General features: G+C 60.1%; 7 protein-coding genes. 5 read left to right on the plus strand and 2 right to left on the minus strand.

Translation table 11 applies throughout. The annotated features are described in order from the left end of the window. Positions 1–30 precede the first annotated feature (30 nt). A complete protein-coding gene (ppsR, locus tag B3C1_RS00845; protein WP_008482261.1) occupies positions 31–843 on the minus strand; it encodes a posphoenolpyruvate synthetase regulatory kinase/phosphorylase PpsR in 813 nt (270 codons plus the stop codon). A gap of 123 nt (positions 844–966) precedes the next feature. Between ppsR and ppsA the strand changes: the two genes are divergently transcribed. After that, positions 967–3,348, plus strand: a complete 2,382-nt coding sequence (gene ppsA / locus B3C1_RS00850) for a phosphoenolpyruvate synthase (RefSeq protein WP_336391099.1) — start codon at positions 967–969, stop codon at positions 3,346–3,348. A gap of 101 nt (positions 3,349–3,449) precedes the next feature. On the opposite strand, the gene B3C1_RS00855 is transcribed toward ppsA, so the two are convergent. Further along, the gene (locus B3C1_RS00855) at positions 3,450–5,201 is read right to left on the minus strand and encodes a cation:proton antiporter domain-containing protein (protein WP_008482263.1); all 1,752 of its coding nucleotides are present in this window, start codon (positions 5,199–5,201) and stop codon (positions 3,450–3,452) included. Between the two features lie 159 nt (positions 5,202–5,360). On the opposite strand from B3C1_RS00855, the gene B3C1_RS00860 reads away from it, so the two are divergent. The 4 genes from B3C1_RS00860 (at position 5,361) to B3C1_RS00875 (ending at position 12,175) form a co-directional block, all read left to right on the plus strand. Then, entirely contained in the window at positions 5,361–6,629 is a 1,269-nt protein-coding gene (locus B3C1_RS00860) for a dicarboxylate/amino acid:cation symporter (RefSeq protein ID WP_008482264.1), read from the plus strand. A 112-nt stretch (positions 6,630–6,741) separates the two neighbouring features. Continuing rightward, on the plus strand, positions 6,742–8,712 hold the full coding sequence (locus B3C1_RS00865; RefSeq protein ID WP_008482265.1) for a methyl-accepting chemotaxis protein: 1,971 nt from the start codon (positions 6,742–6,744) through the stop codon (positions 8,710–8,712). Between the two features lie 110 nt (positions 8,713–8,822). Next, positions 8,823–11,819 carry a D-2-hydroxyglutarate dehydrogenase YdiJ gene (ydiJ, locus tag B3C1_RS00870; protein WP_008482267.1) on the plus strand — a complete coding sequence of 999 codons (2,997 nt, stop codon included), beginning with the start codon at positions 8,823–8,825 and terminating at the stop codon, positions 11,817–11,819. Further along, positions 11,816–12,175, plus strand: a complete 360-nt coding sequence (locus B3C1_RS00875; protein ID WP_008482269.1) for a hypothetical protein — start codon at positions 11,816–11,818, stop codon at positions 12,173–12,175. The genes ydiJ and B3C1_RS00875 overlap by 4 nt, the downstream gene beginning before the upstream one ends. Positions 12,176–12,512: the final 337 nt, after the last annotated feature.

A 12,512-nucleotide genomic window follows, 5' to 3' on the forward strand; every position in this document is an offset into this window, starting at 1 on the left:
AAAAAGCCCGCGTAAGCGGGCTTTTTCGTGTCAGTACTTGTGCCGTTCCAGGCCGGTGTCCTGAAGGATATGGGCGCTGATCTCTTCCACCGAATGGCGGGTGGTGTTGAGGTAGGGGATCCGTTCCTTTTGGAACATCAACTCCACTTCCTTGGTTTCCAGCCGGCATTGGCGCAAGGACGCATAACGGGTACCGGGGGCCCTTTCGTTGCGGATCTGCGCCAGGCGATCCGGGTCTATCACCAGGCCATAGAGCTTGTGCTTGTGGTCTTTGAGGGCGCTGGGCAGCTTGAGGTGATCCATGTCCTCTTCGGTGAAGGGGTAGTTGGCCGCCTTGATGCCGTATTGCAGAGCCAGATAGAGGCTGGTGGGGGTCTTGCCGCAGCGGGAGACGCCAATCAGGATGATGTCGGCGTCGCTGTAATACTTGGTGACGGCGCCGTCGTCGTTGGCCATGGCGTAGTTCACCGCCTCGATGCGGTGATGGTAGGCGTCGTCCATCATGCCGTGGGAGCGGCCTATCTTGGGTTCGGCCTTGACCCCCAGTTGCGCCTCAAGGGGGGTGACGAAGGTGGAAAGGATGTCATAACAGATGCCATCACCTTCGTCGAACAGGGCGCGCAGCCGGGTATCCACCACAGTGTGGAACACCAGGGGCCGCTGTCCTGTTGTAATAAAACTACGGCTTATTTTATCGAGAACGCGGCTGACCTGGCGCTCATTGTCCACGAAAGGTTCGGTAAATTGTTTAAATTTAACAGGGAATTGCGAAAGGAGTGCGTGACCGAACACTTCGGTGGTAATGGCTGTTCCATCTGAAACAAAATAAACGTGCCTTTCCATTCAAACGCCTTTTTGTAGACTGTTAACAACGCGCAAGACAAACGTTTTACCGCTTGCCGGACGGCAGTGTAGAATGGCCGCGCTCTAATGCACAAACCCTTCTGCTGGAAAATCTAGGGAGTCCTGACAGTGCAAGAATATGTACTCTGGTATCAAGACCTTGGCATGAACGATGTCAATCGTGTAGGTGGCAAAAACGCCTCGCTGGGCGAAATGATCAGCCACCTTTCAGGCCTGGGTGTACAGGTGCCGGGAGGCTTTGCCACCACTGCCCACGCCTTTAACGAATTCCTGGAGCAAAGCGGTGTCAACGCCAAAATTTATGAGCTCCTCGACAAACTGGACGTCGACGATGTCAGCGCCCTGACCAAGGCTGGCGCGCAAATCCGCCAGTGGGTCATCGACACTCCTTTCCAGCCGGAGTTGGACAAGGCCATTCGTGAGGCCTACGCCGCCCTTACCGGTGAACATGGCGACGCCGTGTCCTTTGCGGTTCGTTCCTCCGCCACTGCCGAAGACATGCCCGACGCCTCTTTCGCCGGCCAGCAGGAAACCTTCCTGAACGTGCGCGGCATCGATGCGGTGATGGAAGCCATCAAGCACGTTTTTGCCTCTCTCTTTAACGACCGCGCCATCTCCTACCGTGTGCACCAGGGTTATGACCACAAAGGCGTGGCCCTGTCTGCCGGTATCCAGCGCATGGTGCGCTCCGACATCGCCTCTAGCGGCGTGATGTTCACCATCGACACCGAGTCCGGCTTTGACAAGGTAGTCTTTATCACCTCCGCCTACGGCTTGGGTGAAATGGTGGTGCAAGGGGCCGTCAACCCCGACGAATTCTACGTGCACAAGCCGACCCTGGCCGCCGGCCGCCCGGCTATCTTGCGCCGCACTCTGGGCTCCAAAGCCGAGCGCATGATTTACTCCGGCGACGAAGCCCACGGCAAACAGGTCAAGGTTGAGAAGGTAGAGGCCAGCGATCGCCTGCGCTTCTCCGTCACCGACGCCGAAGTCGAAGACTTGGCCAAACAGGCGATGATCATCGAGAAGCACTACGGCCGCCCCATGGACATCGAGTGGGCCAAAGACGGCCTGGACGGCAATCTCTACATCGTCCAAGCCCGCCCCGAAACCGTGCGCTCCAACGAGTCCGGCCAGGTGCTGGAGCGTTTCAGCCTCAAGGGTAAATCCCAGGTGATCGCCGAAGGCCGTGCCATCGGCCACAAAATTGGTGCCGGCACTGCCCGGGTGCTGGCATCCATCAAGGACATGGATCTCGTCAAGCCCGGCGACGTGCTGGTGACCGACATGACCGACCCCGATTGGGAGCCGATCATGAAGCGCGCCAGCGCCATCGTCACCAACCGTGGCGGCCGTACCTGCCACGCCGCCATCATCGCCCGTGAACTGGGGATCCCGGCGGTAGTGGGCTGTGGCGATGCCACCGACCACATCCAGGACGGCCAGGAAGTGACCGTCTCCTGCGCCGAAGGGGACACCGGCTTTATCTACCAGGGCAAACTGGACTTCGTGGTGGAAACCTCCGAAGTGGGCAAGATGCCGCCCCTGCCCATGAAGGTGATGATGAACGTGGGCAACCCCGACCGCGCCTTCGATTTCTGCCGCCTGCCCCACGCCGGTATCGGCCTGGCCCGGGTGGAATTCATCATCAACCGCATGATCGGTGTGCACCCCAAGGCGCTGTTGAACCTGGACCAGCAACCCGCTGCCCTGAAGGCCGAAATCGAAGAGATGATGGCCGGCTACGAAAGCCCCCGCGAGTTCTACATCAGCAAGCTGGTGGAAGGTATCGCCACCCTGGCCGCCGCCTTCAGCCCAGAGCGGGTGATAGTGCGGATGTCCGACTTCAAATCCAACGAGTACGCCAACCTGGTGGGCGGTGAGGCTTACGAGCCCCACGAAGAGAACCCCATGATCGGCTTCCGTGGCGCCAGCCGTTACATCAGCCCCGAATTCCGCGATTGCTTCGCCATGGAATGTGAAGCTCTCAAGCGGGTGCGTAACGACATGGGCCTGACCAACGTGGAAGTGATGATCCCCTTCGTCCGTACCTTGGGCGAAGCCGAGAAAGTCATCGAGCTGCTGGCCGAGCAAGGCCTCAAGCGCGGCGAGAACGACCTCAAGGTGATCATGATGTGCGAACTGCCGTCCAACGCGCTGTTGGCCGACCAGTTCCTTGATCACTTCGACGGCTTCTCCATCGGCTCCAACGACCTGACCCAGCTGACCCTGGGCCTGGACCGCGACTCCGGCATTATCGCTCACCTCTTTGACGAGCGTAACGAAGCGGTCAAGGCGCTGCTGGAAATGGCCATCAAGGCCGCCAAGGCCCGTGGCAAGTACGTGGGGATCTGTGGCCAAGGCCCCAGCGACCACGAAGACTTTGCCGCCTGGCTGGTGGAGCAGGGCATCGACTCGGTGTCCCTCAACCCCGACACCGTGGTGGATACCTGGCTGTATCTGGCCGAGCAACACAAGGCCTGATAATAGCGATATAAAAAAACCCGGCGAAAGCCGGGTTTTTTATATCTTCAGTCGCTTGATGCTCAAGAGTGCAAGGCCTCCTTTGGGAGGCCTTGGCGCCCTTAGAGCTCGGCGTCCTGGCGCAGCAGTTTGGCCAGTTCCTGGCGACTGGCCCTGACCATGCGGATCCGCGCTTCTTCGTCGTCCAGGTGCTCTACGGCAGAATCCAGCAATTTTTCGTCGTGCTCGCGGAATTTGCTTATGATATCCAGCACTTCCGACTCGGGGATCCCCAGTTCCATCAGGGTGGCATGGGTGGCCTGCAGGCCGGCGTTGAAGGTTTCCCTGAACACCTTGTGTATCCCTTTTTCCTTGAGTTCTATGGCATGGAGGCGGTCTATGGCCCTGGCCAGCAGCTTGAGGTGGGGGAAGCGGGCCTGGCACAGGGCGATAATGGCCATGGAATCGCGCTTGTCGTCCACCGCCACCACCAGGATGTCAGCCTCGTGGGCCCTGGCCTGATCCAGCAGATCATACTCGGTGGCGTTGCCCAGGAAGACCTCGGCGCCGTAGCGGCGCACCAGGGACACGTGGGTGGCATTCTTATCCAGGGCGATAAAGGGAATGCGGTAGGCGGCCAGTACCCGGCCGACTATCTGCCCAAAACGGCCAAAACCGGCCACGATGACCCTGGGCTTGTTGCTGGGAGCAGGGCCAGGTGCCTCTTCGGTGGGTTGGACCTTGTTGCAGGCTTTTTTGACCCAGCCAAAGAGCCAGGGGGTCAGCACCATGGAAAGCCCCACCACCAACACCAGCAGCTCTTGCTGGTCCGGGCTCAACAGGCCTCGGTTGCCGGCCTGGCTGGCCAGCACGAAGGCAAACTCACCCCCTTCGCTCAGCAGCACCGCCAGTTGCAAGGCATTGATACCCCCATGGCCCCAGAGCCTTGCCAGCAGCCACAGCACCGCGACTTTGACCACCAGGAACAGCACCATGGCCACCAGCACCTTCTGCGGCGCCGTCCACAACAGGTCGAGTTTGAGCATCATGCCGATGGCCATGAAGAAAAGCCCAAGCAGCAGGCCCTTGAAGGGCTCGATGTCGGCATGAAGCTGGTGGCGGTAGGAGGAATTGGCCAGCAGGGTGCCGGCCAAAAAGGCGCCCATACCGGCCGACAACCCCAGCTCCTCCATCATCCAGGCGCTGCCCAATACCAGCAGCAGCGCCAGGGCGGTCAACACTTCCCGTACCTTGGATGCCACCACCGCTTCCATCAGCCTGGCCAGGCCAAAACGGGCAAAAAGCCCGATACCGACCAGGGCGCCCAGTATCCAGTACCAGGGGGCCAGGTGGGTTTCTTCACCCCCTGGGGCAAGAAAGGCCAGCATCAGCATCAAGGGCACTACCGCCATATCCTGGAACAGCAAAATGGCAAAGCTGTCCTGGCCACGCTTGGAAGCCAGCAGGCCATGTTCCTTAAGCAGCTGCACTGCAAAGGCGGTGGAGGACAGGGCCAGGGCCGCCCCCAGCACCAGGGCCGTTTTCCAGCCAAGGTCAAAGGCCATGCCCACGCCGGTAAAGGCGGCCATGGTCAACAGCATCTGGCCGCTGCCCAGCACAAAGATGGCGCTTTTGAGCTGGATGACCCGGGCCGGAGACAGCTCCAACCCCAGCACAAACAGCATCAGGATAATGCCCAGCTCGGAAAAATGCAGCAGTGTCTCGGCGTCACTGACCAGGTTGAGCACTGAAGGGCCCAGCACCAGCCCGGCCGCCAGGTAGGCCAGCACCGGGCTCATGCCCAGACGGTTAAAGAGGGGAACGCCAACGACGGCGGCAAGGAGAAACAGCAACACCAGCTCGGGATTGGACATGGTAGCTTCCGGGGTGTGGAGCGGATTGGAGTAAATATGGCCATTCTCGCCAAGAATGGCCTGCGGGACAACAAGATGTGAATTGGATCACGGGTATGTTTTGGCGACTTTGGTTATAGTCCCGAGCCATTACCAAAACACTACAACAAGAGTGAGAGTATGCAGTACTCCCTGACAACCAAGATTTTCATCGCCCTGGTGGCGGGCCTGGCGGTGGGGGCCGCCAGCCGACTGTTCCCCGGTATCGAGTTTTTGCACCAGACCCTGATCCACGATCTGTTCGGTACCGCCGGCGGCCTGTTCGTGTCATTGATCAAATTGCTGGTGGTGCCTCTGGTCTTTATTTCCATCGTCAACGGCGTTTGTTCCCTGGAAAACCTGGGGCAATTTGGGCGCCTTGGCACCAAGACCTTCTTGCTGTACCTGTTCAACACCGTGCTGGCCATCGCCGCCGCCCTGGCCATAGGCCTGATGTTTGCACCCGGTAGCGGTGCCAACCTGACCCTGGACGGTAAGCCGTTCGAGCCGGCCCTGACCGAAGCCCCGTCTCTGCTGCAACTGGTGGCCTCAGTGGTCCCCTCCAATCCCTTCCAGGCCTTTGCCGAAGGCAACATGCTGCAGATCCTCTTTATGGCTATCATCACCGGCATCGCCATTAAGGGCCTGGGCAGGGATGAGTCAAAAGCCGCCGCCAAGGGTTTTGCCATCGCCAACAACGTGATGATGAAGCTGGTGGTAATGGTGATGTCCCTGGCGCCGTTCGGCGTGTTTTTCCTCACCACCGGCCTGGCTGCCACCCTGGATACCCATTCCATTCTGTCGGTGGGCGCCTATGTGGGCACCAACATCTTCGTGATGCTGCTGTGGATCCTGCTGTTCTATCCCTTGGTGATCTGGGGTTTCACCGGTATCAACCCGATACTCTATCTGGCCAAGCTGCGTGAACAGATCTTCTTTTCCCTGTCCACTGCCAGCTCCAATGCCACCATTCCGGTGACCTTCAAAACCCTCACCGAGAAGCTGGGCGTCGATAAAACCGTGGCCGGTTTCGGGGTGCCTCTCGGGGCCACCATGAACATGTCCGGTTCTGCCATCTACATGACGGTGGCCACCATCTTCGTGGCCAACGCCTATGGCCATGGTCTGGCCGAAGGGCAGCTCATTACCCTGGGTGTGACCGCCTTCCTGCTGGCCATCGCCACCGGCGGTGTGCCGGGGGGCGCCGCCGTTACCACGGGGGTGTTGTTGCACCAATTGGGCCTGCCTATGGAAGCCATGGCCATCATCCTGGCGACCGACCGGATCTGCGACGCCTTCGTTACCACCACCAATGTGGTGGGCGACACCGCCGTGTCCACCCTGGTGGCCAAAACAGAGCAGTCCATCTGCCAAGATACCCTGCACGACAAGGCTGTGGTGGAAGGTTGACAGCGGAAGGTTTGAAAGAAGGGGCCCCAGGGCCCCTTTTTCATGGCGGCCGCTAAGGGGACTGCTAGACTGCTAAAGCCAAGAAGGCGAACGGTACGTTCAGGGAGGAACCATGAGTTTTCGCCAACGTGTCACCCTGCTCATCCTGGCCATAGGACTGTTGCCGGCCCTGCTGGTGGCCATCAGTTTAAGTACCCTGGCCGCCAAGGCCTTGAAACTGCAAATTTTTGACCAACTCACTTCCATCCGTAGCCTCAAAGAAAGCGAGCTTCACACCCTACTGGACAGCAAACGGCATCAGTTGATGACGCTGCGGCAGATGATGACAGGGCTGTCAGGGCAGGGACCCGGCCACTGGCAGCAATACCAACCCTTGTTCCGGCACTTTATCGACGAGATCCGCTTTTACGACATGTTCGTTATCGACGAGCAGGGCCAGGTGGTTTACAGCGTCATGAAAGAGGCGGACTACCAGAGCAACCTGTTGGCCGGTCCCTACCAAGAAAGCGGCCTGGCCCGCCTCTTTAACCAGGTGCGCCAGGGCAGTGAGCTGGCCTTCGAGGACTTCAGTCCCTACGCCCCCAGCCAGGGGGAACCGGCAGCCTTTTTTGGTTTACCCCTGGTCCAAGGGGGTCGGCACTGGGTGCTGGCGGTGCAACTGGACCCAAGCGAGGTCAATCAGATCATGCAGCTCAGGGCCGGCATGGGGCAAACGGGAGAGTCTTACCTGGTGGGCGCCGACATGCGGATGCGCTCCGACTCCTTCTTGGCACCGGACAGCCATTCCCTCAAGGCCTCCTTTGCCGGGACCCTGTCAGCCAATGGCGTCGATACCCCGGCCAGTCGCCAGGCCCTGGCGGGAAGCAGCGGCACTGAGGTCCTAACCGACTATAACGGCCATGCGGTGCTTTCCTCCTATGCCCCTGTGGACGTGCTGGGGGTGCGCTGGGCCCTGATTGCCGAGATGGACCTGGCCGAAGCCCTGGCTCCGGTAAAACGGATGCAACTGGTGGCCGCCCTGGTACTGCTGGCCATGTTGGCGGTGGTGATACTGGGGGTGCTGTTGGTCAATCGCTGGGTTCTCAGGCCTCTTGGCAACGAACCCGACGCCATGCAGCGGCTGGCCAACCGCATTGCCTCAGGGGATTTGACCGAACCCCTTGCCAGCCGGGGCCAGGGCGCCAATGTACACAATGGCCTGGCCAAGCTGCAGGCCATGTTTATCGAGCTATTGGGCCGAGTCCGCCAAGCCAGCCAACAGCTGCGCCAGGAGTCCGGAACCACCACCCGTATCGCCGATGAAACCTCCAGCAGCATTGTCAGCCAATCTCAGCAGGTGGAACTGCTGGCGGCCGCCATCGAACAGATGAGCCTGGCCGCCAATGAGATCAGCCAGAATGCCGTTCACGCCAGCCAGCGGGCCGACACCATGACCAAGACCCTGGCACAGATGGACAAACAGGTGGCCAACACCAGCCAGCAGGTGGCCATGACCGCAAGCCACTTTGACGCCATAGCCAGGGACATAGAGCAGTTGGATCAGGAAAGTCAGCAAATTCGCCAGGTGGTGGAGGTGATTGCCAATATTGCCGAACAAACCAATCTGTTGGCGCTCAATGCCGCCATCGAGGCAGCCAGGGCCGGGGAGCAGGGCAGGGGTTTTGCCATAGTGGCCGACGAGGTACGCCAACTGGCGACCCGGGTTCAGGAAGCCACCACCGACATCGATGGGCGTATCACCCGGGTTTCGGGCCGCACCTCGGCCTTGACCGGGTCCATGCACCAATGTCGGCAACTGGCTGGCCAGAGCCTGGAAGATGCCGAAGCCATGGCCCAAAGCCTGCCGCAGATCCATGGCGCCCTCAAAGACATGGGGGATGCCATCAGCCAAACCGCCACGGCGTCGGAGCAGCAGTCCCAGGTATCCAAGGAAATCGCCCAAAACGTATCCAACATCAGTGTGTCGGCCCAGCAAAACTCTCGTGCAGCCGGCCAGGTGTCGGAAGCCAGCCAGCACCTGGCCAGGCTGTCTGACGAACTGGCGGCGCAGCTGGAGCGTTTTCGCCTGCCGGCCCAGGGATAAAATCTTGAGTTGCCCTTATAACGTATTGGCAAAACAGCGAAAAAAGACCCCGGCTTGGCCGGGGTTTTCTTTGATATACTGGCCGAAAGTGTTAACGCCAGCTTGCCTTTATGATCCCAAGACTCGACGCGGTACCCCAGCTGTCCAGCCCCTACCAGGCTTACCTTGACGACCTCAGGGCCCAAGGCTTTCAAGGGGATATCGAGACCCGTTACAGCGAGCGGCTGGCGGTGGCCACCGACAACTCCGTCTACCAGTTGCTGCCCCAGGCCATAGTGCTGCCAAGGCATCATCAGGACGTATTGCTGCTGGCCAAGGTGGCAAAAGCCCACCCGGCGGTGGCCTTTAGCGCCCGTGGCGGCGGCACCGGCACCAACGGCCAGAGCCTCAATACCGGCCTGGTGGTGGACCTGTCCCGCCATATGCGCGATATCATCGAATTTAACGCCGAAGAAGGCTGGGTGCGGGTCCAGGCCGGGGTCATCAAGGACGAGCTCAACGCCTTTTTAAAGCCCCACGGCTTTTTCTTTGCCCCGGATCTGTCCACCTCCAACAGGGCCACGGTCGGCGGCATGATCAACACCGACGCCTCGGGCCAAGGGTCCCTGGTGTACGGCAAAACCTCTGACCATGTGCTGGCGCTCAAAGCGGTGCTGGTGGACGGCAGCGAACTCCATACCCAGGCCAGGGCGGTCGAAGACCTTAGCCTGCTGGAAGGGCGCAGCGGCCAGCTGCACCGGGACATTGCCGAGCGGCTCAAGGCCAAGCGTCAGGCCATTTTGGCCACCTTCCCGCGCCTTAACCGCTTTTTGACCGGTTACGATCTGGAACATGTCTTTGACGAGGCCCTCAGCCAGTTCGATCTTGGCCGCCTTATCTGCGGCTCCGAAGGCTCCCTGGCTTTCGTCACCGAAGCCAAGCTCCATGTAAACCCCATCGAGCCCTTCAAGACCCTTATCAACATCAAGTACAGCAGCTTTGAAAAGGCCCTGCGCAACGCCCCCTTCCTGGTGGCGGCTAAGGCCACCTCGGTGGAAACCGTGGACTCCAAGGTGCTGAACCTGGCCCGGGAAGACATCATCTGGCACCAGGTCAAAGACCTTATCAGCGACGTGCCCGGCGTCGACATGCAAGGGCTTAACATCGTCGAGTTCAACGACGTAGATCAGGGCGCCCAAGACGCCAAGGTACAAAGCCTTTGCGCCCGTCTCGATAAGGCCATTGGCGGCGAAGAAGGCATTATCGGCTACCAGCTCACCAATGACCTGGGGGAGATTGGTCGTATCTATGCCATGCGTAAAAAAGCCGTGGGCCTGCTTGGCAATGCCCCCGGCCGGGCCAAGCCCCAGCCCTTTGCCGAAGACACGGCAGTGCCGCCCCAGAACCTGGCGGACTTTATCCTCGAATTTCGCGCCCTGCTGGACGCCAAGGGCCTCCATTACGGCATGTTCGGCCATGTGGACGCCGGCGTGCTGCACGTGCGCCCGGCGTTGGACTTGACCGACCCTGAGCAGGAAGTGCTGATGCGCAGCCTCTCTGACCAGGTGGTGGCCCTGGTGGCCAAATACGGCGGCCTGATGTGGGGGGAGCACGGCAAGGGTTTTCGCTCCGAATACGCCCCCACCTTTTTCGGTGAGCTGTGGGACGAGCTGCGCTGGGTCAAGACTCAGTTCGACCCGCAAAACCGCATGAACCCCGGCAAGATCTGTGTGCCATTGGCAGGGGACCACCAACTGGTGTCCGTGGACGGCCCCAAAAGGGGCGCCCAGGACCGCCAGATCCCTATCAGCGTGCGTGACAGCTTTAACGGCGCCATGACCTGTAACGGCAATGGCCTGTGCTTTAACTATGATGCCAGCACTCCCATGTGCCCCAGTTACCGCATCACCAAGGACAGGCGCCATTCCCCCAAGGGCCGGGCCGGCCTGATGCGCGAATGGCTAAGGCTACTGGCCGAGCGCGGCGTCAACCCGGACACCCTGGAAGAGCGCAACCAAAAGCTGCCGTTTTTCAACCGCCTGCGAAATAACTTCAGCCACGAGTATGACTTCTCACGGGAAGTCAAAGAAGCCATGGACGGCTGCCTGGCCTGTAAGGCCTGCTCCAGCCAGTGCCCCATCAAGGTGGATGTGCCCAACTTCCGGGCCCGCTTCCTAAATCTCTATCACCAGCGCTACCTGCGCCCCCTCAAGGACCACCTGGTGGCCAACGTGGAGCAAAGCGCGCCCCTGATGGCCCGCTGGCCCAGGCTGGTCAATGGCCTGTTGGAGCAGCGCTGGGTGCAGGCTTTGGTAAAGCTGGGCACAGGAATGGTCGATACCCCCTTGATGTCGGTGCCGACCCTGGCCCAGCGCCTGGAGGGCCACAGCGCTCTGGACTGGCAGCTCGAGCAGCTGGCAGACCACCCGGACAAGGACAAGCTGGTACTGGTGGTGCAAGACCCCTTTACCAGCTATTACGACGCCGACCTAGTGGCGGCCCTGGTGCTGCTGTTGGAAAAGCTCGGCTATGTGCCTAAGCTGGTGCCCTTTAAGCCCAACGGCAAACCGGCCCATGTGAAAGGCTTCCTGGCCCGTTTTACCCAAATGGCCCAGGACGGCGCCGCCTTTTTCAACCAGCTCCATGCCCTGGGCCTGCCCCTGGTGGGGGTCGACCCCTCCCTGGTGCTTTGCTACCGGGACGAATACCAAAAGGCCCTTGGCGCGGCGCGGGGGGACTTTAAGGTGCAGCTTATTCAGGAGTGGCTGGCCCAGGTGCCGGAGGCGGCTTTTGCCGGCCTGCGCGGTCAGGGCCAAGCCACCCTCTTTGCCCACTGCACCGAGAAGACGGCCCTGCCCACAGGGGAGATGCTCTGGCAACAGATCTTTGCCCGGGCCGGCCATCAGCTCAAGGTGGCCAATGTGGGCTGCTGCGGCATGGCCGGTACCTACGGCCATGAGGCCGAGCACCTGGAGACCTCCAAGGGCATTTATGGGCTGAGCTGGAGCCAGTCGGTGGCGCAGGCCGACACCGTGCTGGCCACCGGTTATTCCTGCCGCTGCCAGGTGGGACGAATGGAAGGACAAAAGCCCCTGCACCCGGTGCAGTGGTTGTTGGAGAACGCATGACAAGATGGTTAAGAGCGGCCCTTTACCTGCTGGTGCTGGTGGGGCTGGACCGGGAATTGGACCCGGGTTGGCATTGGCCAACGGCGGTGTTGCTGGGCTTTGTGTTCCTGGTGGTGCTGACCGAATGGGCCCTGGCAGTGCGCCGGGGTCATTCTCTGGGGCCGCTGCGCACTGCCAACTGGGAAGGAGAGAGCCTGGTACTGGTCTTTGACGGCCTACAAATACGGCTGCCGGCCTCGGCTTTGCAACCCGTCCACGGCGGTTTTCGGGTCAAGGCCGCACCCTTTTCCTTGTTCCTGGCTAGCAAGAAACTGCCAGTAGAGCTCCTCAACACCCTGCAACGCCCCTTCCTTTGACGTAAGCGTAAAGATTTTTGCTGTGCCATGGTCTTCGTAACTCAATGATTTTCATGGCATTAAAAAACTTGCAAAAAGTCCTTGTCTTATTCTTTTTCACTGTGCTAGTTCTATTAGCAATTCGATAACTTGATTGCAGAACGCTCATCGTGAACGCCTTTACTCAAAAAGCAATTCTTCTCGTCCTCGTGCTCGTGGTGGTGATTATTAGCCAACCGCGCGGGGTGCTTTTGTGTAAACGCTAAACGAAGCAAGAAGCCAAAACCCCCCGCGCTGAGAAGCCCGGGGGGTTTTTCGTTTTAGGGCCAAGGAAAATCAGTCATGAACCAAGCCAGAC

This window comes from Gallaecimonas xiamenensis 3-C-1 (assembly GCF_000299915.1).
GTDB classification, from domain to species: Bacteria; Pseudomonadota; Gammaproteobacteria; order Enterobacterales; family Gallaecimonadaceae; genus Gallaecimonas; species Gallaecimonas xiamenensis.

Coding starts and splice junctions, on each gene's coding strand:
- B3C1_RS00860 (WP_008482264.1), top strand. CDS start 5,361: ATGCAGTACTCCCTGACAACCAAGATTTTCATCGCCCTGGTGGCGGGC.
- ppsR (WP_008482261.1), bottom strand. CDS start 843: ATGGAAAGGCACGTTTATTTTGTTTCAGATGGAACAGCCATTACCACC.
- ydiJ (WP_008482267.1), top strand. CDS start 8,823: ATGATCCCAAGACTCGACGCGGTACCCCAGCTGTCCAGCCCCTACCAG.
- B3C1_RS00865 (WP_008482265.1), top strand. CDS start 6,742: ATGAGTTTTCGCCAACGTGTCACCCTGCTCATCCTGGCCATAGGACTG.
- B3C1_RS00855 (WP_008482263.1), bottom strand. CDS start 5,201: ATGTCCAATCCCGAGCTGGTGTTGCTGTTTCTCCTTGCCGCCGTCGTT.
- B3C1_RS00875 (WP_008482269.1), top strand. CDS start 11,816: ATGACAAGATGGTTAAGAGCGGCCCTTTACCTGCTGGTGCTGGTGGGG.